This is a genomic window from Streptomyces sp. NPDC048171, from assembly GCF_043202655.1.
Taxonomy (GTDB): domain Bacteria; phylum Actinomycetota; class Actinomycetes; order Streptomycetales; family Streptomycetaceae; genus Streptomyces.
In genome coordinates, this window is record NZ_JBIDAU010000002.1 from 317,585 (window position 1) to 337,450 (window position 19,866).

The window sequence follows — 19,866 nt, forward strand, 5'->3', positions numbered from 1 at the left end:
GCGGACGGGGCCCCTCGCGCGTGACCGGCGGCGTCGGAACCTCTCAGAACTCGAGGCGTTCCCGGCGCACCGAGTACCCGACGAAGCCGGCGCCGAGCCCGAGGCACAGGGCGCCGCCGATGACGTACGGGGTGCTGTCGAAGCTGCCGGTGTCGGCCAGGCGGGTGGTGCCCCCGTCGGTGGCCGTGGTGGCCGCCGTGTCCGTGGACGCGGCTCTGGCCTGTGCGGTGACCTGCGGAGACGGGGTCGCGGCCGCGGACTCGAACGCGGGTGTCTCGGGTGTCGCGTTCGCCGACGGGACGAACCACAGGGCGCACAGGAGGCCCCCCGCGGCGGCGGCGGTCAGCAACGGACGGCGAGCGGATGACACGGAATATCGATCCCCTTGTGGCGCTGGCGAATTGGCCGTGTGGGCAGATGTTAGTGAAAGGCGCGGGTCACAGGAAAGTCACGGGAGCGGTCGGCCTTACGCTCCGGGCATGACCACTCCAGAGACATCCCGGTTCGTCCGTATTCGCGTCGAGCTCGTCGTCGAGATCGACGACGAGGAGGCCCTCACCGGGGCCGCGCTGCAGCGCCTCGCCGACGACGCGGACCTGCCGGACGCGGAACGCACCCGGTCCGAGCACGCTGTGACGGAGGACACCGCCGAGGCCCTGGCCCATCTCGTCGACCCGTTCGACCTGGTCGGAGGGGTGCCGGGGGTCGAGCTCCAGCAGGCCTCCTGGAGCAGCGAGCAGATCGACTACGACCCCGACTCGCCCGAGTGGGACCTGCACGAGGATGATGACGACGAGAACGACCCGGAGGACGACGAAGTGAGGGTCGGCTGACGCCGCGTGGGGAAATTCGTGACCCCGGGTGGCAACCACCACCCGGGGTTTCGTCGTCTCAAAGTGCGCACTGACCGACCCCGCGCCCCGACCCGATGGGTAAACGTGGCGTGACCCACACCCGCGAGCGATGTGGAACGGGACGAACCGGTCGTAGCGTTGAAAGTTATTGACGGGGTATCTCGGGGTTTCGGGAATCGGCAACGATGGAGAAGCGTGTGATGACGGACGGTAAGCGGCGCAAGGGCCTGGCGGCCGCGTCCGCACTGCTCGGCGGTGTGCTGGTGCTCTCTGCATGTTCCAGCGGCGACGCCGACACCTCCGGTGGGGACGGGAAGACCTCGCAGGCCGAGGTGGACGAGGCGGCGGCCAAGAAGACGTCCGAGGCCCAGATCAAGATCACCCCGAAGGGCGGCTCGGACGGCGCCTCCATCAACAACGGCACCGGCGTCACCGTGAGCAAGGGCACGCTCACGGAGGTGAAGATGACCGCCTCCGACGGCACCGCCGTCGAGGGCGCGATATCCGCCGACAAGACCAGCTGGAAGCCCAGCGGTCAGCTGGAGCGGGCCACCAAGTACCAGATCACGGCGACCGCCGAGGACTCCGACGGCCGCGCCGCCCACGAGAACGCCTCGTTCACCACGGTCTCCCCGGAGAACAGCTTCATCGGCACCTTCACGCCGGACGACGGCAAGACCGTCGGCGTCGGGATGCCCGTGTCGATCAACTTCGACAAGGAGATCACCGACAAGGCCGCCGTCCAGAAGGGCATCACGGTCAACAGCAGCAGCGGCCAGGAGGTCGCCTGCCACTGGTTCAGCACCCAGCGCATGGACTGCCGCCCGGAGAAGTACTGGACGGAGAACTCGACCGTCACCCTCAAGCTGGCGCTCGACGGGGTCGAGGGCGCCGACGGCGTCTACGGCGTGCAGCAGAAGACGGTCACCTTCAAGATCGGCCGCAACCAGGTCTCGTACGTCGACGCCAAGACCAAGCAGATGAAGGTCACGCAGGACGGCAAGACCGTCAAGACCATCCCGATCTCCGCCGGTTCGCCCGACAACAAGACCTACGAGGGCGAGATGGTGATCTCCGAGAAGTTCAAGGAGACCCGGATGGACGGCTCGACCGTCGGCTTCACCGACGACGACGGCAAGGGCGAGTACGACATCAAGGACGTGCCCCACGCCATGCGGCTTAGCACCTCCGGCACCTTCATCCACGGCAACTACTGGGGCAAGGGCATCTTCGGCCAGGCCAACACCAGCCACGGCTGCGTGGGTCTGGAGGACGCCAAGGGCGCCAACGACCCGAACACGCCGGGCTCGTGGTTCTTCAACAACTCGATCATCGGTGACGTGGTCGTCGTCCAGAACACCGGCGACAAGACCGTCGCCCCGGACAACGGCCTCAACGGCTGGAACATGGACTGGGCCCAGTGGAAGGCCGGTTCGGCCGTCTGACCCGAGCCCGTCCGGCCGGACCAGCCCAACGCGGCGCGGTCCACCACCACTTCACCCAGGCGCCCGTCGCCCCCTCACCGGGGCGGCGGGCGTCCGGCGTCTCCCCGGCTTCTCATCCTCCTCTTACGCGGGCCTTATCCCTTCATCACGAGCCGTCCCTACTTTGCGGCCATGTTCTTCACCTACCTGAGGCGCGAGCTGCGCCGCCGCAGAAAGGCGGCCCTCGTCGTCGCCTCCGGCCTGGCGCTGGGCATCGCGCTGGTCATCGTCGTCGACTCCGTCTCCTCCGGCATGGGCCGGGCCCAGGACAAGGTCCTGCAGTCCCTGTACGGGCTGGGCACGGACATGACGGTCACCAAGGCCGCGGAGCCCTCGTCCGGCACCACCGCGGAACGCCCCCGCTTCCGCTTCGACGCCCAGGAGGACGGCTCCGAGGAGGAGCAGAGCACCGACCGCGTCATGGTGCAGGGGTTCCAGACGCTGGCGGACTCCACCGTCGGCAAGGTCGCCGGCCAGAGCGGTGTCGCCGACGCCGTGGGCGGACTGAGCCTCCAGGTCGTCAAGGTGAGCGGCGAGTTCACCCGGGGCCAGTTCCAGCAGGAGGGCGGCTCCGGCGGCCAGGGCCAGGGTGAGGGCCAAGGGCAGGGCGGCGGTCCGGGCGGCGGGCAGTCCCCGCAGGGCCGGGTCCAGGGCGGCGGCGCCGACTTCGACGTCAACAGCTACTCCGTCTACGGCACCGACGTCACCGAGCCCGCCCTCGGACCGCTGACCTCCTCCACCATCACCAGCGGCCGCACCTTCAAGGAGTCGGAGACCGACGCCGCGGTCGCCGTCGCCGACTCCGCCTACGCCAAGGAGAAGAAGCTCAAGACCGGCAGCACGGTCACCGTGAAGGGCGTGAAGTTCGAGGTCGTCGGGATCGCCACCGCCGACAGCGGCGACGCCGCGGCCAACCTCTACGTACCGCTCCAGCGGGCGCAGACCCTGGGCGACGCCGAGGACAAGGTCACCACGATCTACGTCCAGGCGGCCGACTCGCAGAAGATCGACGGCGTCAAGTCCGCCATCCAGAAGAACGTCCCGGACACCACCGTCACCACCTCCGCCGACCTCGCCGACACCGTCTCCGGCTCCCTGTCCACGGCCTCCTCCCTCGCCGCCGGTGTCGGCAAGTGGCTGTCGATCGTGGTGCTGGCCGCCGCCTTCCTCGTCGCCGGCCTGCTCACCTCCTCGGCGGTCTCCCGCCGGGTCTGCGAGTTCGGCACGCTGAAGGCGCTGGGGTGGCGCTCGGGCCGGGTCACCCGGCAGGTGGTCGGCGAGGCCGTCGTCAACGGCCTGGTCGGCGGCGTCCTCGGCATCGCGCTGGGCCTCGCGGGCGCGTACGCCGTGACGGCCGTCAGCCCGACGCTCCAGGCCCAGCTCGGCGGCGGCGGGGGCGCGGGCGGTCCCGGCGGCTTCGGCGGCGGCATGGGCGGTCCCGCCCGGCAGAGCGCCGCGAAGACCCTGGACATCGCGCTCACCGCACCCGTCAGCGTGACCACCATCGCCCTCGCGGTCGCCCTCGCCGTGGCGGGCGGCCTGGTCGCCGGTGGCTTCGGCGGCTGGCGTGCCTCCCGGCTGCGCCCGGCGGACGCGCTGCGCCGCGTCGAGTAGCTCCACCTTCCCCGTACTCCAGGAGTCCCACCATGTACGAACTCACCGGCGTCACCAAGCGCTACACCCGCGGCAAGGACGCCGTGACCGCCCTCGACGGCGTCGACCTGACCATCGCCGACGGCGACCGCCTGGTCATCCAGGGCCCCACCGGGGGCGGCAAGTCCACCCTGCTCCAGATGCTGGGCGCCCTCGACCGGCCCAGCTCCGGCCGGGTCGTCCTCGAAGGCACCGACCTGGCCGCGCTGCCCGAGGCCCGGCTGACCCGGGTGCGCAGCGAGAGCATCGGCTTCGTCTTCCAGTCCTTCAACCTGATCCCGACCCTCACCGCGCAGGAGAACGTCGAGACCGCGCTGGTCCCGCTCGGCGTCAAGGCCAAGGAGCGGCGCGAGCAGGCCGCCGAGGCGCTGGCCTCCGTCGGCCTCGGCGAACGGCTCGCCCACCTCCCCGGCGAGATGTCCGGCGGCCAGCAGCAGCGCGTCGCCATCGCCCGCGCGCTGGTGAAGCAGCCGAAGGTGCTCCTCGCCGACGAACCCACCGGAAACCTCGACGAGTCGACGCGCGACGAGATCATGGACGTACTCGACCGCATGTGGAAGGAGCTGGGCCTGACCTTCGTGATGGTCACCCACGACACGGCGATCGCGAAGAAGGCCCCACGGGTGGCGACGATCCGCAAGGGCCGGATCACCGTGCGGGAGAACGCCTCGGCGTGACGGGAGGGGCGTACGGCGGGCGGTTCGGAGCGGTGGTCACGTCCGGACCGACGCCGCCGCGTCCGTCCCCCAGCTCGCGAGCAGCCGCAGCGCGTCCGCCGAGGGGGAGCCCGGTTCGGCGTGGTACGTGACGAAGGCCTGTTCGTCGTCGTCGACCAGGCGGAAGGTCTCGAAGGACAGGGTGAGGTCACCGACCAGCGGGTGCCGCATCCGCTTGACGCCGTAGCTCTTCTCCTTGACGTCGTGCGTGGCCCACAGCCGCCGGAACTCCTCGCTCTTCACGGACAACTCGCCCACCAGCGCGGACAGCCGCGGGTCGTCCGGGTGCCGGCCCGCGTCCATGCGCAGGAAGCTGACCATGTCGTACGCCTTCTGGTCCCAGTCCACGAACAGCTCGCGGTACTCCGGGTTCAGGAAGACCAGCCGCGCCCAGTTCCGCTCCGGGGCCGGCAGCTTGCCCCAGTCGCCGAAGAGAGCGGCGGCCATCCGGTTCCAGGCGAGGATCTCGGAGCGGCGGCCCGACACGTACGCCGGTACCGCCTCGATCGACTCGAGGAGCTGGAGCAGCGCCACCCGCACCGGGGCCTGCTGTGCACGCGCCGCCGTCGACGCCCGCCTGCGCTGCTGCTTCGGCTTCGCGAGGTGCGTCAGGTGGGCCTGCTCGGCATCGGTCAGCCGCAGCGCCCGGGCGATCGCGTCCAGGACCTCCGACGACACGTTCTGGCCGTTGCCCTGCTCGAGACGGGTGTAGTACGCCACCGACACCCCGGCCAGCTGCGCCAGCTCCTCCCGACGCAGGCCGGGGACCCGGCGGTGCCTGCCGAACGACTCCAGGCCCACGTCCTCCGGCTTCAGCCGGGCCCGCCGGGTGCGCAGGAACTCGCTCAGTTCGGCTCGCCGGTCAAGCTGTCCATCCATGGTGTCCAGTATCGCCCGACGTATTCCCGGTCGTACGCCCATGAGCCTGTCCCCGTCAGTGGTACGCACGCTGGACGTACGCAAAAGCGTGGTCTGGGTGACTGCGCGGGCCGCAGGCAGGGTGGAGGTATCACCAGACGAAGACGAGAGAATCCCGGAGAACCCGGCATGACCACTGTCGCCGCGTACGCAGCACCCGCCGCCAAGGCCCCGCTGGAGCGCACCACCATCGAGCGGCGCGAGGTGCGGGAACACGACGTCCTGATCGACATCAAGTTCGCCGGCATCTGCCACTCCGACATCCACCAGGTCCAGGAGGGCTGGGGCGAGGCCATCTTTCCGATGGTCCCCGGCCATGAGATCGCGGGCGTCGTCTCCGAGGTCGGCCCCGGCGTCACGAAGTTCGCCGTCGGCGACCGGGTGGGCGTCGGCTGCATGGTCGACTCCTGCCGCGAGTGCGAGAACTGCAAGGCCGGCCGCGAGCAGTACTGCACGGGCGGCAACGTGATGACGTACAACGGCATCGGCAAGGACGGCGAGGTCACCTACGGTGGCTACTCGCAGAAGGTCGTCGTCGACGAGAACTTCGTCCTCGGCATCCCCGAGGGCATCTCCCTGGACGAGGCCGCGCCCCTGCTGTGCGCCGGCATCACCACGTACTCGCCGCTCAGGCGCTGGAACGCGGGCCCCGGCAAGAAGGTCGCCGTCGTCGGACTGGGCGGTCTCGGCCACATGGCCGTCAAGCTCGCGCACGCCCTGGGCGCCGAGGTGACCGTGCTGTCCCAGTCGCTGCGCAAGAAGGACGACGGCCTGAAGCTGGGCGCCGACCACTACTACGCCACCAGCGACCCGGCCACCTTCGAGGAACTGGCCGGCAGCTTCGACCTGATCGTCTCCACCGTCTCCGCCCCGCTCGACCTCGGCGCCTACCTGGGCCTGCTGAAGACGGAGGGCACGCTGGCCAACGTCGGCGCGCCCGAGGAGCCGGTCTCCCTCAACCTGTTCGCGCTGCTCGGCGGCGGCAAGTCCCTCTCCGGGTCCATGATCGGCGGCATCGCCGAGACGCAGGAGATGCTGGACTTCTGCGCGGCGCACAGCATCGGCGCGGAGATCGAGCTGATCGCCGCGTCCGAGGTCAACGAGGCGTACGAGCGGGTGCAGTCGAGTGACGTGCGGTACCGGTTCGTGATCGACACGGCGACCATCTGACCGGTCAGCCGATGCATTGACAGGGCCGGGGAAGATTTCTTCCCCGGCCCTGTCACATCTTTGTCCCGCCCCGGGTCATAGCGCCACGACACCCAAGGCAGACCCCGGGAGCAGACATGACGTACCCCTCAGCCCCGTCCCCCTCCACCCCCGCGAACCCCACCACCCCCATCCTGGTCACCGGCGGTACCGGCACCCTCGGCGGGCACGTCGTCCCGCTGCTGCGGGCAGCCGGTCACCAGGTGCGGATCCTCACCCGGCGGCCCCCCTCCGCCGCGGACGACGGCGTCGAGTACGTCACCGGCGACCTCCTGACCGGTGCGGGCGTCGACGCCGCGGTCGGCGGTGTGCACACCGTCCTGCACCTGGCGGGCGGCCCGAAGGGCGACGACGAGGCGACCCGCACCCTGGTGCGCGCCGCGGCGCGGGCCGGCGTACGGCACCTCGTGTACATCTCGGTCGTGGGCGCCGACACCGTGCCGCTGGCCTGGCTGCGCACCAAGCTGGAGTCGGAGCGGGCGATCGCCGGCTCGGGCATCGGCTGGACGGTGCTGCGGGCGGCCCAGTTCCACGAGCTGACCCTGACGATGGTCGAGAAGATGTCCAGGCTGCCGGTGCTCCCGGCCCCGGGCGGACTGCGCCTCCAGCCCGTCGCCGCCCGCGAGGTCGCCGAACGCCTGGCGGAACTGACCCTGGCGGAGCCGTCCGGCCGGGTCCCCGACATGACCGGCCCCGAGGTCCACGACCTGGCCTCGCTGGCGGGCTCCTACCGCGAGGTCCACGGCCGCCGTCGGCGCCCGAGGCTGCCGGTGCGCATTCCCGGCAAGGCGGGGCGCGCGTACCGCTCCGGCGCCAACCTCACCTTGGCGGGGGCCCTGGTGTCCAAGCTGACCTGGGCGGAGTTCCTGACGGAACGGGCGGAACCGGTCGGCCGCGGCCGGTGACGGCTCCCCGGCGCCGCTCGCCTCGCCGGTCAGCGGCGCCGCAGCGAGGAGTCGAGGAGCGCGGGCGTGGCGTCGAACTTCTCGTGCGCCGCCAGATCCGTGCCGGGCGCGACGATCTCGTCGATCGCGTCGAGGACGTCGTCGGAGAGCACGGTGTCCGCGGCGGCGAGCTGCGCGCGCAGGTGGTCCAGGGTCCGGGGCCCGACGAGCGCGGCGGTGACGGCCGGATGGGCGGTCACGAAACCGAGCGCGAGCTGGATCATGGTGAGTCCGGCCTCGTCCGCGACCGCGGCCAGCTTCTCGACGGCGTCGATGCGGGCCCGGTTGGCGGGCAGCGAGGTGTCGAACCGCTCCGGCAGGACCGACGAACGGTGCGTCGCGATCTCCCGTCCCGCCCGGACCGCCCCCGACAGCCATCCCGAGGCCAGCGGGCTCCACACCAGCACCCCGAGCCCGTACCGCTCGGTCACGGGCAGCACGTGGCTCTCGACCCCGCGCTGGAGGACGGAGTAACTGGGCTGCTCGGTGACGTACCGGCCCAGGTGGTGCTCGCGGGCGGCCCACTGCGCCTCGACGATGCGGTACGCGGGGAAGGTCGAGGAGCCGAAGTAGCGGATCTTCCCCGCGCGCTGGAGGTCGGTGAGGGCGGACAGCGTCTCCTCGTCGCTGGTGGCCGGGTCCCAGCGGTGTATCTGGTAGAGGTCGACGTGGTCGACGCCGAGCCGGCGCAGGCTGTTGTCCAGCTCGGTGACCAGCCAGCGGCGCGAGGCGCCCTTGTGGTTGGGTTCGTCGCTCATCGGCATGTACGCCTTCGTGGCCAGCACGATGTCCTCACGGCGGCCGGCGATGGCCTTGCCGACCATCTCCTCCGACTCGCCGCCGCTGTACCAGTCGGCGGTGTCGATGAGGTTGATCCCCGCCTCCAGGGCGGCGTCGACGAGGGCGGTGGCGTCCACCTGGGTGGTGCGTCCGATGCTGCCGAAGTTCATGGCGCCGAGCGCGAGCGAGCTGACCTGCACGCCGGTGCGGCCCAAGGTGCGGTACTGCATGACGAATTTCCTCCGGACGGGGAGATCGGGGCATGACTTGGTGGCGGGTCCGCTGCTCTGGCATCATGGATAGCCAAGTGGAACCCTGTCCCGTTTAACGATACGGAACGGTGTCCCGTTTAGCAACGCCGTTCGGCGTCGGCGGAGGGAATGGCACGGTGAAGGACGGCCAAGAGGCCACGAGGGACGGCTCGGGCGCCGCGGGGAACGCGGCCCGCCCCAAGCGTGCGGACGCGCGGCGCAACGAGAAGACGCTGCTCGACGCGGCCGCCGCGGTGTTCGTCCGGGCGGGCGTGGAGGCCCCCGTCCGCGACATCGCGGCCGAGGCCGGCGTCGGAACGGCCACGATCTACCGCCACTTCCCGACCCGGGCCGACCTGATCATCGGCGTCTACCGGCACCAGGTGGAGGCGTGCGCCGAGGCGGGCCCCGCCCTGCTGGCGAGCGCCCCGACGGCGTACGACGCGCTCGCGCGCTGGATCGACCTCTTCGTCGACTTCCTGGTCACCAAACACGGCCTGGCCGGGGTCCTCCAGTCCGACAACGCGGGTTTCGAGGCCCTGCACACGTACTTCCTCGATCGCCTGGTCCCGGTGTGCACCGACCTCCTGGCCGCCGCGACCGCCGCCGGAGAGATCCACTCCGACGTACGCGCCCTCGCCCTCATGCGCGGCGTCGGCAACCTCTGCATCGGCGCGGAGAACGACCCGCGCTACGACGCGCGACAGCTGGTGGGGCTGCTGATCGGGGGGTTGCGGGGGCGGGGCTGAGGCGGGGGCTTCGGCGGGGCGGCACGGCGACGTGTCCGATCAGCCGAGCAGGTCGACGACGTCGCAGTAGTCGTCGTAGGCCTCGCCGTACTGTTTGGCCGCGACAAGGAACATGGAACGGTCGGTCAAGGCTCGTCCTACCTCCGCCAAGCTCTCCTCCCCACCTGCCACGTCGGCCAAGCGGCGCGCGAAGGCCACGCCCTCGTTGAAGAGCGGGCGGAGCGGCTTCAGGATGTCCTGGTTGTGCTGCTCGCAGTAAAGGGCTGAGCGAATGGTGAACCTGCGGTGCAAGAACAACAAGGCGGCAAGATGTTCGCGCGAATCTGTCGTGGCGGCCGTTTTCAGATCGGCGACCTCGGCTTCGAGGCCTGGCAGACCGTCGAAGTACGCTTTCTTGACGTCGGGTGACCAGTCGAGCAACGAAAAGCCGAACGGCGGTGCCGGCGCACTCGGACGCGGCACGGGCTCCGCCGAGCGGCCCGACAGTGCGTACAGAGTGGTCCACCACGACAGGATGTTGCTCCAGGTCTTGCGTTCCCCGGTTCTGTCCAGCTCGTAGAGGACGGCAAGAACCTCTCGCCGGATTCGATGCGCCTCGACGTGGTGCCCCGCCGCACCCAGCATGCCTGCCTGGTGGACCAACTGCCAGGCCAGGATGGCCAGGGCACTGCTGTCCTGGTCGACTTCGAGACGAGTGGTGTCCACTGTGTCCGCGAACGCTTCCAGTGCTCTGTCGTGCTGTCCGGCGGCATTTAGTTCGGCCGCCCATTCCAGCATGGTCCAGAACGAGACCTCCTCCGAGCCCTCCGGGCGAGTGGCCCGCATCAAGTCGCCGTAGAGCGCTGCGGCCTCCTGGTGCCTCCCGCTCTCGGCCAGTGCGATGGCGAGCGGCCCGTGCCCGTACAGAGGACTGAGCACTTGACCGTGCTCGAAACCCCACCGCCCGGCCGCGGCCATCTCCTCGCAGATGCCGAACACCTCGGCCCGCCGTCCAACGGCATACAACGCGGTCCGGTACGCGGACAGGGCTCTTACAAGCAGCTCGGTCCTTCTGGGTTCGCCCGCATCGATACGTCGTGCGGCGGCGGCCGCCTCCTCGTGGTGCGCCAACCGCGCCTCCGGTCGGCTTCGTACCTCTGGCGCATATCCATACGAAAGCAGCGCCTGGGTCAGCTTCGGCAGATAGGCCAGCGGACTTACCGACGCAAGAATCCGATAGGCCTCGACCTGTTTCCCGAACCCCGGTGTGCTCGATCCCAGCAGGAGCGCGCGCGCCCGCAGCACCGCATTCTCATCGACCGTTTCCACGTGATCCATGACGGGAATTGTGAGAGCCGGTAATGAAGTCGGACAAGGCTGCTGACCTGTGCCCTTGCTCCTACGAAAGCGGCCGTTGGGCTGTCATGATGGAGACGGCGTCGGGACGATGCCGTCGCTGTGTTCAGCACCGCGGGTCCACAGCGACACGTCACTGCTCGTCGCGACCGCGATGGTCTCCCCCGAGGGAGAGAAGCCGAAGGCTCGCAGTTCGGAGTAGTCGGAGTGGAAAATGTGCCACCACTGCTCTCCGTGCGGGCCGGAGTGCGGAAGCCCGCCGTCGGCGGAGAGCAGCACACGGTCGTTGGGCCATGCAGGGGCGACGGCCTCCAGGGTCCAGCCGTCCTCGGTCGTGGTGTGGAGCCCTCCGCCGAAGAGTCCTGCGATGTGTACGCGGCTGTCGGCGATCGGTCCCAGTCCGGGGCAGGTCAGGTCGGCCGCCTCGTCGGGTGTGTCGTGCTCGGGGTCGCGGTCCCTGGCGATCTTCTCGCCGGTGACGGCGTCGAAGAGACCGTGCCCGTCCCGTGAGACGACCATGACCAGGTCATGGCCACTCTCGGGATGAGACGCGAAGCCGATGCCGAGCAGCCCACCGACTGGGACTCCGTACGCGTACTCGAAGACGGGCCGCCAGGGCGCGGGCGCGGGAACGACAGGGGCGGCGAGCAGGCGGTCTCGCAGCGCCCGCTGGTAGGCGGAGAGCCCCGGTTCACTGTCTGGCTGCTCCACTGGACTCGCCTTCTTGATCCGCATCGTCACGCGTTCATGATCTCGCTCCCGGCGACTGCGGAATCGCTGGGTGCCCTAAGGCGTTGCACTGGTAGGGCAAGGGTGGCCTGTGTGTGAGCCGGGTGGCCCGAGTGATCTAGATGACTGGTATTGGAGGGCCACCATGGCTGCGCAGACACAGAGGGCCGTGCTCGCGGGCGGATGCTTCTGGGGGATGGAGGAGCTGATCCGCCGGCTTCCCGGCGTCACCGGCACCCGGGTCGGCTACACCGGGGGAGACGTTCCGAACGCGACGTATCGCAACCACGGCACCCACGCCGAGGCCATCGAGATCCTCTACGACCCGGAGCAGACCGACTACCGCGCGCTGCTGGAGTTCTTCTTCCAGATCCACGACCCGAGCACCAAGAACCGTCAGGGCAACGACATCGGTCTCAGCTACCGCTCGGCGATCTACTACGTCGACGACGAGCAGAAGCGGATCGCCGAGGACACGATCGCGGACGTGGACGCCTCCGGCCTGTGGCCCGGCAAGGTCGTCACCGAGGTGGAGCCGGTCGGGCCCTTCTGGGAGGCCGAGCCGGAGCACCAGGACTACCTCCAGCGGTACCCGGAGGGGTACACCTGCCACTTCCCGCGGCCGGGCTGGAAGCTGCCGGTGCGTGCCGACCAGTGACCTGATCGCGACCGGATGAACGCCCGGCCCCCGACGACGTCGGGGGCCGGGCGCGCCCGTCACTGGGGGAGGGTCGCCGGGCTGCCGCCGTTCGCCTCGTAACCCGCCACCGCGAGTGCGCGGTAGACCGCGAACTCCGCCGCCGGGTCGCTGGACAGGGTCCAGGGCAGGGCGCCGACGTGGCCGTCGATCACTATCAGCTGGTTCATGGCCTCGGCCCAGCGCTCACCGCGGACCAGGAAGAAGACCAGCAGGTGGCGGACGTGAGCCTGCATCGGGTCGTCCGGGCGGGCCGAGTGCACCGCGTGCAGGGCGCCGTGGACGGCCTTGGTGACGACCTCGCTCTGGTAGAAACCGCTGACCAGGTTGACCTCGGGCATGTGCTCGAAGACCGCGAAGAGCGGCATCGCCGCCAGGAGGGAACCGCGCGGGGCGCGGGCCGCGGCCGCCTCCGCGAAGGAGTACGCCAGGTCGCGCGAGCCGTGCCACTTCTCGCACCAGTAGTGCAGGGCCGCCAGGTGCGCGCCCATGTGGTTCGGGGCGCGGTCGAGGATCTTCAGCCAGAGCTGTTCGAAGTCCTCGCGCGAATAGCCGAGGCCACGGGCCACCGACAGCTCGACGATGTACGGGATCGGGTCCCCGGGGGCCAGCAGCGCCGCCTCCGAGCAGGCCGACTTCGCCTCCTCCATGATGATCCGGAAGTCGTCCGTGCCCGGCGTCGCCGTCCGCCAGGCCTGCTGCACCAGGAACTCGGCGTGCACCGCCGCCCCGCCCGCGTCCTTCGGCGCCTCGGCCCGCCACACCCGCAGCCACTGCCCGCCCGGCGTGTCCCCGACACCGCCCGGCCGCTGCCGCAGCTCCAGCGACGCGGCACCCGCGAAGGCCTGCACCCGCTGCCAGCGCCGCTCGCTCTCCGCCTCCGTGCCCGCGAGGAGCTGCTGCGCCCCCCGGTAGTCCTGTGTGCGCTGCACCAGGTCCAGGACTTCCAGCAGGTCCTGGTCGGGTCCCGGCATGCGGATGTCCAGCTCCTCCTCCAGGGCGAAGCCGTAGTTCGCGGGGTCCGCGGCGTCCGGGTGGCCGGGGGACACCAGACCGACCGCGCCTCGCCGGCGCCGCAGAACGGGGAGCAGCACCACGCACAGCATGGCCAGTGCCATCAGGACCCAGAGAATCTCCATGTCTCAAGCGAACCAGACGCCGCCGACAATTGGCCAACCTGTCCCCCGCCCTGTGGAAAACGCGCGAAGCCCGTCGCGCCGCTACCCTCGGTGCCCATGAGCGACAGGCACATCAGTCAGCACTTCGAGACGCTCGCGATTCACGCGGGCAACACCGCCGATCCCCTGACGGGCGCGGTCGTCCCGCCGATCTATCAGGTGTCGACCTACAAGCAGGACGGCGTCGGCGGACTGCGCGGCGGCTACGAGTACAGCCGCAGCGCCAACCCGACCCGTACGGCCCTGGAGGAGAACCTCGCGGCCCTGGAGGGCGGCCGCCGCGGTCTCGCTTTCGCGTCCGGACTGGCGGCCGAGGACTGCCTGTTGCGCGCGCTGCTGCGGCCCGGCGACCACGTGGTGATCCCGAACGACGCGTACGGCGGCACGTTCCGGCTCTTCGCCAAGGTCGCCACCCGGTGGGGCGTGGAATGGTCCGTGGCCGACACCAGCGACCCCGCCGCCGTGCGGGCCGCGATCACCCCGAAGACCAAGGCCGTGTGGGTGGAGACGCCCTCCAACCCGCTGCTCGGAATCACCGACATCGCCGCCGTCGCCCAGGTCGCCCGCGACGCCGGCGCCCGCCTCGTCGTCGACAACACCTTCGCCACGCCGTACCTCCAGCAGCCGCTGGCGCTCGGCGCGGACGTCGTCGTGCACTCGCTGACCAAGTACATGGGCGGCCACTCGGACGTCGTCGGCGGCGCGCTGATCGTCGACGACCCGGAGCTCGGCGAGGAGCTGGCGTTCCACCAGAACGCGATGGGCGCGGTCGCCGGGCCCTTCGACTCCTGGCTGGTGCTGCGCGGCACCAAGACCCTCGCCGTACGCATGGACCGGCACAGCGAGAACGCGGTCAAGGTCGCCGACATGCTCTCCCGGCACGGGCGCGTGACGAGCGTCCTGTACCCGGGCCTCCCGGAGCACCCGGGACACGAGATCGCCGCCAAGCAGATGAAGGCGTTCGGCGGCATGGTGTCGTTCCGCGTCGAGGGCGGCGAGCAGGCGGCCGTCGAGGTCTGCGACCGCGCGAAGGTGTTCACGCTCGGCGAGTCCCTGGGCGGCGTCGAGTCGCTGATCGAGCACCCCGGCCGGATGACGCACGCCTCCGCCGCGGGCTCGGCCCTGGAGGTGCCCGCCGACCTGGTGCGGCTGTCGGTCGGCATCGAGAACGTCGACGATCTGCTGGCGGACCTCCAGCAGGCCCTGGGCTAGTCCTGGTCCAGGGGCTCACCAGCCCTCCCAGCCCGTCACGGGTGGGGTCGTCTCCGACGGCGGCTCCACCCAGGGCTGCACGGTCAGCGCCCACACGGTGAACGCCACGACCGCGGCGCACAGCAGCAGCCACATCGCGCGGCGGGCGACGGCCCGGCGCCGCAGCATGCGGCCACCGCGCCGCACGGCGTCCGCGTACAGCTCCGGCGGCACGCGCGGCGGCGACTGCTCCATGATCCGCCGGGCGGCGTCCTCCCGCCGCGCGCGGTTCACCGCCCCCTCCTGACGCACCACACGCGCGTACCGGTGGCGGTCCCGCCGGACGCGTGGCACCCGCCAGGCCCGCCGGATGCCCCCCGCCCGCCGGATGGGCAGGCCGCGCTCGATCCGCCAGCCGCGCCCGATCCGCCGGTCACGCCGGACCCGCGGGAAGAGGCGGACGCACCCGGTCCACCCGCCCCGTTGGACCACCCTGCCCCGCCGGGCTCGCAGGCGGTTCCCGCCCCGCCGGGCTCGCACGCTGTTCCCGCCCCGCCACCGCCCCTCACGGCGTGACTGCCTTCGCCTTCGCCCCCACCGGGCGGGCCGGCGCGGCGGGCGGACGCAGCAGGGTGGCCGTCGCCCGGTCGCAGATGGTGCGTACGCGCTCCACGGGCAGGCCGAGCAGCGCCGCCGCCTGTTCCTCGGCGACACCCTCGTACAGCCGGAGGACCAGGATCAGGCGTTCCTGAGGGGTGAGCGCGCCCAGCGGGCCCACGGGTCGCCGCCGGGGCCGGACCAGGCCGCCGTGCCGGTGCCAGGCACCGCGGGCGAAGCGGGCCGCCAGATACTGCCGGGCCCGGTCGTACGGGTCCTCGCCGTGCAGCCGGTCCCAGGACGCGTACGTGTGGGCGAGGGACAGCGACAGCAGCCGCCGCGCGCGCGGGTTGGCGTCCGGTGCCTCCGCCGTCAGCAGGGTGGCGGCATGCAGCAGCCGCCCCGCCGCGCCCGCGACGAACGCCTCGAACTCCCGGGCCCGGCGGGCACCGTGGGACGCATGCCGTTCTCGCACCGCGCCTCCCGCCCAGACGGCGACGACCCCTGAGGTCTCATATCAGGCCAGGGATGCCCCGTCGGTCAAGAGTTCGGTCCGAACCGCGCGGTAAAGCCGTGGAAGGCGCCTCAGGAGCCCGACGGCGAGTCCTGCCCCGCCACGCCCGAAGGGGCCATACGGGCGGACAGGGCGCCGTTGAAGCGCGCGAGGAGCGCGCAGAACGCCTCGCGCTCCTCCGGGGCCCAGTCGTGGGTCAGCTCGGCCATCAGCTGACGCCGGGAGGAGCGGACCTCCTCCAGCCGAGACTCGCCGCGCGGGGACAGCTGGAGTACCACCGCGCGTCCGTCCTCGGGGTGGGACGTCCTCTTGACCAGGCCCGTGTCCACGAGCGGAGCCACCTGACGGGTGACCGTGGAGGAGTCGATCCCCATGCTCGCGGCCAGTGCCTTCACGCCCATCGGGCCCTCTTTGTCGAGGCGGTTGAGCAGCAGGTAGGCGGCGCGGTCCATGGAGTTGCGGACCTGCCCGACCCCGCCGAGCCGGGTCTGTTCGGCACGACGGGCGAAGAGCGCGACCTCGTGCTGGAGCGTCTCGAGAAGACCGGGGTCACCGGCGGTCGTCATGTCCATCGACATTTCAGGTGTTGTGGGCATGGCCGGGGGCTCACTTCGTGGAGGGCTGCTAATTGGGGGACAGGGTACGCGGCCGGGGGGCAGGGCGTACCGGCGCTGGGCAAAGCGGGTCTCGGAGGTTGGTCACAACGGCCTCGGGCCCCTGTGAACTGCGATGCTGGAGGCATGAGCTACAGCACGGCCGCCCTCGTCGGACCCGTCACCCTCGACGACGTGCGCGGAGCGCAGAAGATGCTCTCGGGTGTGGCGCGGGTGACGGCGATGGAGGGCAGCAGGCACCTGTCCCAGCTCGTCGGCTCGCCGGTGCACCTCAAGTGCGAGAACCTCCAGCGGACGGGCTCGTTCAAACTGCGCGGCGCCTACGTCCGGATCGCCGGGCTGCTCCCCGAGCAGCGGGCCGCCGGGGTCGTCGCGGCGAGCGCCGGGAACCACGCGCAGGGCGTGGCCCTGGCGTCGTCGCTGCTCGGGGTGCGTTCGACGGTGTTCATGCCGAAGGGCGCCCCGCTGCCGAAGATCAGCGCGACCCGGGACTACGGCGCCGAGGTGCGGCTGCACGGCCAGGTGGTCGACGAGACGCTGGCGGCGGCGCAGGAGTACGCGGAGCGGACCGGCGCGGTGTTCATCCACCCCTTCGACCACCCCGACGTCATCGCGGGCCAGGGGACGGTCGGGCTGGAGATCCTGGAGCAGTGCCCCGAGGTGCGGACCGTCGTGGTCGGGATCGGCGGGGGAGGGCTGGTGGCCGGCATCGCGGTCGCGGTGAAGGCGCTGCGGCCGGACGTGCGGATCGTGGGCGTGCAGGCGGAGGGCGCGGCGGCGTATCCGCCCTCGCTGGCCGCCGGGCGCCCGGTGGCGGTCGACCATCCGGTGACGATGGCCGACGGCATCAAGGTGGGGCGGCCCGGCGACGTGCCGTTCGGCATCGTCGGCGAGCTGGTGGACGAGGTCCGCACGGTCTCGGAGGACGAGCTGTCCACGGCTCTGCTGCTCTGCCTGGAGCGGGCCAAGCTCGTGGTGGAGCCGGCCGGGGCGAGTCCGGTGGCGGCGCTGCTCAGCGATCCCGGGTCGTTCGAGGGCCCCGTCGTGGCGGTGCTGTCCGGGGGCAACGTGGACCCCGTGCTGATGCAGGGCGTGCTGCGGCACGGCATGGCCGCGCAGGGCCGCTACCTGGCGGTCCGGCTGCGGCTGACGGACCGTCCCGGCGCCCTGGCCACGCTTCTCGGGGTGTTGTCAGTGGTCGACGCTAACGTCCTCGATGTGAGTCACGTACGGACCGATCCACGGCTCGGGCTCACGGAGGCGGAGGTCGAGCTGCACCTGGAGACGAAGGGCCCGGAGCACTGCGCCGAGGTCGGCGAGGCGCTGCGGGAGGCCGGCTACCCCGTCATCGGCTGAGGCGGATGCCGGGACTGGGGGATCCGAGGATCCCGGAACCGGGGATCCGTAGGGGTCGGCCAGCACTTCGTCACTCGTTCGTGTAAGCAGATTGTGAGACGCGATACATCGCGTTATGGTGTGTCGTAATTCGCTCGCCGAGTGCGGCGAAATCCATGAACCTAGGCTTTCCGAAGCATCCCCGACGACGTGGAGACTCATATGCCAGGCGCCATCTATGCCGAAGGCCTGGTCAAGACTTTCGGTGACGTAAGGGCTCTGGACGGCGTCGACCTGGACGTTCCCGAGGGCACGGTCCTGGGCCTGCTCGGGCCCAACGGCGCGGGCAAGACCACCGCCGTCCGCTGCCTCACGACGCTGCTGCGCCCCGACAGCGGCAGGGCCGTCGTCGCGGGCATCGACGTGCTCAAGCACCCCAACGACGTCCGGCGTTCCATCGGCCTCTCCGGCCAGTTCGCCGCGGTCGACGAGTACCTGACCGGCCGGGAGAACCTCCAGATGGTCGGGCAGCTCTACCAGATGCGGTCCAAGGCCGCGAAGGCCAGGGCCGTCGAGCTGCTGGAGCAGTTCCACCTGACGGACGCCGCCGACCGTCCCACGAAGACCTACTCCGGGGGCATGCGCCGCCGGCTCGACCTGGCGGCGGCCCTGGTGGTCTCCCCGCCCGTCATGTTCATGGACGAGCCGACCACCGGCCTCGACCCACGCAACCGCCAGGAGCTGTGGGAGGTCATCAAGCAGCTGGTCTCCGGCGGTACGACCCTGCTGCTGACCACGCAGTATCTGGAGGAGGCCGACCACCTCGCGCACGACATCGCGGTGGTCGACCACGGCCGCGTCATCGCCCGCGGCACCTCCGACCAGCTCAAGGCCTGCACCGGCGGAGAGCGCGTCGAGGTCGTCGTCCACGAGCGCGACCACATGGGGACGGCCGCCGAGGTGCTCGCCGGATTCGGCAAGGGCTCGACCACCGTCGAGGAGCACACCCGCAAGCTCACCGTCCCCGTCACCGGCGGCGCGAAGCTGCTCGCCGAGGTCATCCGCGAACTCGACGTCCGCGGCATCGAGATCGACGACATCGGCCTGCGCCGCCCCACCCTGGACGACGTCTTCCTCTCCCTCACCGGCCACGTGGCCGAGGTCGAGGCCGAGGACGAGGGCGGCGACCAGGACCCGACGGCCGACGCCGGCCACAAGGACAAGAAGGAGGCCGCCAAGTGAGCGCCGCCACCGAAGCCGCGCCGGCCGGGGCAAGCACCAACCCCGTCGGGGCATCCATCAGGGACTCCCTGGTCATCGCCCGGAGAAACCTGATCCGGATGACCCGGATCCCGGAGATGGTCCTTTTCGGGGTCATCCAGCCGGTGATGTTCGTGGTCCTCTTCACGTACGTCTTCGGCGGCTCCCTGCAGATCGGGAACACCACCGACGCGGGCGTCTACAAGGACTTCCTGATGGCCGGCATCTTCGCGCAGACCGTCACCTTCGCCACGGCGGGATCGGCCGCGGGCATCGCCGACGACATGCAGAAGGGGCTGGTCGACCGCTTCCGCTCCCTGCCGATGGCCCGCGGCGCGGTGCTCACCGGCCGGACCGTAGCCGACCTGGTGCAGACGGCGATCACCCTGCTCGTCCTCGCGATCGTCGCGCTGATCGTGGGCTGGCGCACCGGGTCCGCCGAGCCGACCAACGCCGGGCGGATCCTCGCGGGCTTCGGCCTGCTCCTGCTCCTGGGATACGCCTTCACCTGGATCGGAGCGCTGATCGGGCTCTCCGTACGCACCCCGGAGGCGGCGACCTCGGGCGGGATCATCTGGCTCTTCCCCGTGACGTTCGTGTCGAACGCCTTCGTGGATTCCAGCCAGATGACCCCCTGGCTCCGGCACATCGCCGAGTGGAACCCGTTCAGCGCCACCGTGCAGGCCTGCCGCGAACTGTTCGGCAACCCCGGCGTCGTCCAGTCGGACGCCTGGCCCATGCAGCATCCCGTCTGGGCGTCGGTGATGTGGTCCGTCCTGATCATCGCGGTCTTCCGGACCCTGTCGGTGCGCAAGTACCGCTCGGCCGCCTCATGACAAGGAGCCCCCGGCGTCACCA

The 19,866-nt window shown here is 70.8% G+C and carries 21 protein-coding genes; 12 read left to right on the forward strand and 9 right to left on the reverse strand.

What is annotated here, in order from left to right; genetic code table 11:
* Positions 1-43: 43 nt before the first annotated feature.
* A complete protein-coding gene (locus tag ACGF3J_RS05865) occupies positions 44-370 on the reverse strand; it encodes an LPXTG cell wall anchor domain-containing protein (RefSeq protein ID WP_346346136.1) in 327 nt (108 codons plus the stop codon).
* 109 nt (positions 371-479) lie between these two features.
* On the opposite strand from ACGF3J_RS05865, the gene ACGF3J_RS05870 reads away from it, so the two are divergent.
* The 4 genes from ACGF3J_RS05870 to ACGF3J_RS05885 all read left to right on the forward strand — a co-directional run bounded on the left by ACGF3J_RS05870 (position 480) and on the right by ACGF3J_RS05885 (position 4,668).
* On the forward strand, positions 480-833 hold the full coding sequence (locus ACGF3J_RS05870) for a hypothetical protein (RefSeq protein ID WP_161329393.1): 354 nt from the start codon (positions 480-482) through the stop codon (positions 831-833).
* A 221-nt stretch (positions 834-1,054) separates the two neighbouring features.
* Positions 1,055-2,299 carry an Ig-like domain-containing protein gene (locus ACGF3J_RS05875; protein ID WP_161329392.1) on the forward strand — a complete coding sequence of 415 codons (1,245 nt, stop codon included), beginning with the start codon at positions 1,055-1,057 and terminating at the stop codon, positions 2,297-2,299.
* A gap of 171 nt (positions 2,300-2,470) precedes the next feature.
* Positions 2,471-3,952: an ABC transporter permease gene (locus ACGF3J_RS05880; protein ID WP_393853520.1), complete on the forward strand. Its 1,482-nt coding sequence runs from the start codon at positions 2,471-2,473 to the stop codon at positions 3,950-3,952.
* 32 nt (positions 3,953-3,984) lie between these two features.
* Positions 3,985-4,668 (forward strand): ABC transporter ATP-binding protein, encoded by a 684-nt coding sequence (locus tag ACGF3J_RS05885; RefSeq protein ID WP_393853521.1) that lies wholly within the window; start codon positions 3,985-3,987, stop codon positions 4,666-4,668.
* A gap of 36 nt (positions 4,669-4,704) precedes the next feature.
* Here the strand turns inward: ACGF3J_RS05885 and ACGF3J_RS05890 are convergent, their stop codons facing one another.
* Entirely contained in the window at positions 4,705-5,586 is an 882-nt protein-coding gene (locus tag ACGF3J_RS05890) for a helix-turn-helix domain-containing protein (protein ID WP_161329389.1), read from the reverse strand.
* 168 nt (positions 5,587-5,754) lie between these two features.
* Between ACGF3J_RS05890 and ACGF3J_RS05895 the strand changes: the two genes are divergently transcribed.
* Positions 5,755-6,795, forward strand: coding sequence for an NAD(P)-dependent alcohol dehydrogenase (locus ACGF3J_RS05895; RefSeq protein WP_161329388.1), 1,041 nt, complete (start codon positions 5,755-5,757; stop codon positions 6,793-6,795).
* Positions 6,796-6,911: 116 nt separating this feature from the next.
* A complete protein-coding gene (locus ACGF3J_RS05900; protein WP_393853522.1) occupies positions 6,912-7,739 on the forward strand; it encodes an SDR family oxidoreductase in 828 nt (275 codons plus the stop codon).
* A gap of 29 nt (positions 7,740-7,768) precedes the next feature.
* On the opposite strand, the gene ACGF3J_RS05905 is transcribed toward ACGF3J_RS05900, so the two are convergent.
* Positions 7,769-8,788: an aldo/keto reductase gene (locus ACGF3J_RS05905; protein WP_393853523.1), complete on the reverse strand. Its 1,020-nt coding sequence runs from the start codon at positions 8,786-8,788 to the stop codon at positions 7,769-7,771.
* A 158-nt stretch (positions 8,789-8,946) separates the two neighbouring features.
* Here ACGF3J_RS05905 and ACGF3J_RS05910 point away from each other — a divergent pair, with 158 nt between their 5' ends.
* Entirely contained in the window at positions 8,947-9,558 is a 612-nt protein-coding gene (locus tag ACGF3J_RS05910; RefSeq protein ID WP_161330639.1) for a TetR/AcrR family transcriptional regulator, read from the forward strand.
* A 39-nt stretch (positions 9,559-9,597) separates the two neighbouring features.
* Here ACGF3J_RS05910 and ACGF3J_RS05915 read toward each other — a convergent pair whose 3' ends face one another.
* Together ACGF3J_RS05915 and ACGF3J_RS05920 are read right to left on the reverse strand one after the other, a co-directional pair.
* Positions 9,598-10,875 (reverse strand): hypothetical protein, encoded by a 1,278-nt coding sequence (locus tag ACGF3J_RS05915; protein ID WP_393853524.1) that lies wholly within the window; start codon positions 10,873-10,875, stop codon positions 9,598-9,600.
* Between the two features lie 84 nt (positions 10,876-10,959).
* Entirely contained in the window at positions 10,960-11,628 is a 669-nt protein-coding gene (locus ACGF3J_RS05920) for a hypothetical protein (protein ID WP_393853698.1), read from the reverse strand.
* Between the two features lie 139 nt (positions 11,629-11,767).
* Between ACGF3J_RS05920 and msrA the strand changes: the two genes are divergently transcribed.
* Complete coding sequence (msrA, locus tag ACGF3J_RS05925) at positions 11,768-12,280, forward strand: peptide-methionine (S)-S-oxide reductase MsrA (RefSeq protein ID WP_161330637.1); 513 nt, start codon at positions 11,768-11,770, stop codon at positions 12,278-12,280.
* A gap of 59 nt (positions 12,281-12,339) precedes the next feature.
* Here the strand turns inward: msrA and ACGF3J_RS05930 are convergent, their stop codons facing one another.
* Entirely contained in the window at positions 12,340-13,458 is a 1,119-nt protein-coding gene (locus ACGF3J_RS05930) for a hypothetical protein (RefSeq protein ID WP_161330636.1), read from the reverse strand.
* Between the two features lie 96 nt (positions 13,459-13,554).
* On the opposite strand from ACGF3J_RS05930, the gene ACGF3J_RS05935 reads away from it, so the two are divergent.
* Positions 13,555-14,709 (forward strand): cystathionine gamma-synthase, encoded by a 1,155-nt coding sequence (locus ACGF3J_RS05935; protein ID WP_393853525.1) that lies wholly within the window; start codon positions 13,555-13,557, stop codon positions 14,707-14,709.
* A 15-nt stretch (positions 14,710-14,724) separates the two neighbouring features.
* Here ACGF3J_RS05935 and ACGF3J_RS05940 read toward each other — a convergent pair whose 3' ends face one another.
* The 3 genes from ACGF3J_RS05940 to ACGF3J_RS05950 all read right to left on the reverse strand — a co-directional run bounded on the left by ACGF3J_RS05940 (position 14,725) and on the right by ACGF3J_RS05950 (position 16,377).
* Entirely contained in the window at positions 14,725-14,982 is a 258-nt protein-coding gene (locus ACGF3J_RS05940; protein WP_386932319.1) for a hypothetical protein, read from the reverse strand.
* 271 nt (positions 14,983-15,253) lie between these two features.
* On the reverse strand, positions 15,254-15,760 hold the full coding sequence (locus ACGF3J_RS05945; RefSeq protein ID WP_161330633.1) for a sigma factor-like helix-turn-helix DNA-binding protein: 507 nt from the start codon (positions 15,758-15,760) through the stop codon (positions 15,254-15,256).
* Between the two features lie 110 nt (positions 15,761-15,870).
* On the reverse strand, positions 15,871-16,377 hold the full coding sequence (locus ACGF3J_RS05950; RefSeq protein WP_161330644.1) for a MarR family winged helix-turn-helix transcriptional regulator: 507 nt from the start codon (positions 16,375-16,377) through the stop codon (positions 15,871-15,873).
* 162 nt (positions 16,378-16,539) lie between these two features.
* On the opposite strand from ACGF3J_RS05950, the gene ilvA reads away from it, so the two are divergent.
* The 3 genes from ilvA (at position 16,540) to ACGF3J_RS05965 (ending at position 19,844) form a co-directional block, all read left to right on the forward strand.
* Positions 16,540-17,769, forward strand: a complete 1,230-nt coding sequence (gene ilvA, locus ACGF3J_RS05955) for a threonine ammonia-lyase (protein ID WP_161330632.1) — start codon at positions 16,540-16,542, stop codon at positions 17,767-17,769.
* A 201-nt stretch (positions 17,770-17,970) separates the two neighbouring features.
* Entirely contained in the window at positions 17,971-18,990 is a 1,020-nt protein-coding gene (locus ACGF3J_RS05960; protein WP_393853526.1) for an ATP-binding cassette domain-containing protein, read from the forward strand.
* Positions 18,987-19,844, forward strand: coding sequence for an ABC transporter permease (locus ACGF3J_RS05965; RefSeq protein WP_161330630.1), 858 nt, complete (start codon positions 18,987-18,989; stop codon positions 19,842-19,844). Before ACGF3J_RS05960 ends, ACGF3J_RS05965 begins: the two co-directional genes overlap by 4 nt.
* The last annotated feature ends 22 nt before the right edge of the window (positions 19,845-19,866 follow it).

Excerpts from the sequence above, each read along its gene's own strand:
- ACGF3J_RS05870 (WP_161329393.1), top strand. The coding sequence starts at position 480 with ATGACCACTCCAGAGACATCCCGGTTCGTCCGTATTCGCGTCGAGCTC.
- ACGF3J_RS05875 (WP_161329392.1), top strand. The coding sequence starts at position 1,055 with ATGACGGACGGTAAGCGGCGCAAGGGCCTGGCGGCCGCGTCCGCACTG.
- ACGF3J_RS05880 (WP_393853520.1), top strand. The coding sequence starts at position 2,471 with ATGTTCTTCACCTACCTGAGGCGCGAGCTGCGCCGCCGCAGAAAGGCG.
- ACGF3J_RS05885 (WP_393853521.1), top strand. The coding sequence starts at position 3,985 with ATGTACGAACTCACCGGCGTCACCAAGCGCTACACCCGCGGCAAGGAC.
- ACGF3J_RS05890 (WP_161329389.1), bottom strand. The coding sequence starts at position 5,586 with ATGGATGGACAGCTTGACCGGCGAGCCGAACTGAGCGAGTTCCTGCGC.
- ACGF3J_RS05895 (WP_161329388.1), top strand. The coding sequence starts at position 5,755 with ATGACCACTGTCGCCGCGTACGCAGCACCCGCCGCCAAGGCCCCGCTG.
- ACGF3J_RS05900 (WP_393853522.1), top strand. The coding sequence starts at position 6,912 with ATGACGTACCCCTCAGCCCCGTCCCCCTCCACCCCCGCGAACCCCACC.
- ACGF3J_RS05905 (WP_393853523.1), bottom strand. The coding sequence starts at position 8,788 with ATGCAGTACCGCACCTTGGGCCGCACCGGCGTGCAGGTCAGCTCGCTC.
- ACGF3J_RS05915 (WP_393853524.1), bottom strand. The coding sequence starts at position 10,875 with ATGGATCACGTGGAAACGGTCGATGAGAATGCGGTGCTGCGGGCGCGC.
- ACGF3J_RS05920 (WP_393853698.1), bottom strand. The coding sequence starts at position 11,628 with ATGCGGATCAAGAAGGCGAGTCCAGTGGAGCAGCCAGACAGTGAACCG.
- msrA (WP_161330637.1), top strand. The coding sequence starts at position 11,768 with ATGGCTGCGCAGACACAGAGGGCCGTGCTCGCGGGCGGATGCTTCTGG.
- ACGF3J_RS05930 (WP_161330636.1), bottom strand. The coding sequence starts at position 13,458 with ATGGAGATTCTCTGGGTCCTGATGGCACTGGCCATGCTGTGCGTGGTG.
- ACGF3J_RS05935 (WP_393853525.1), top strand. The coding sequence starts at position 13,555 with ATGAGCGACAGGCACATCAGTCAGCACTTCGAGACGCTCGCGATTCAC.
- ACGF3J_RS05950 (WP_161330644.1), bottom strand. The coding sequence starts at position 16,377 with ATGTCGATGGACATGACGACCGCCGGTGACCCCGGTCTTCTCGAGACG.
- ilvA (WP_161330632.1), top strand. The coding sequence starts at position 16,540 with ATGAGCTACAGCACGGCCGCCCTCGTCGGACCCGTCACCCTCGACGAC.
- ACGF3J_RS05960 (WP_393853526.1), top strand. The coding sequence starts at position 17,971 with ATGCCAGGCGCCATCTATGCCGAAGGCCTGGTCAAGACTTTCGGTGAC.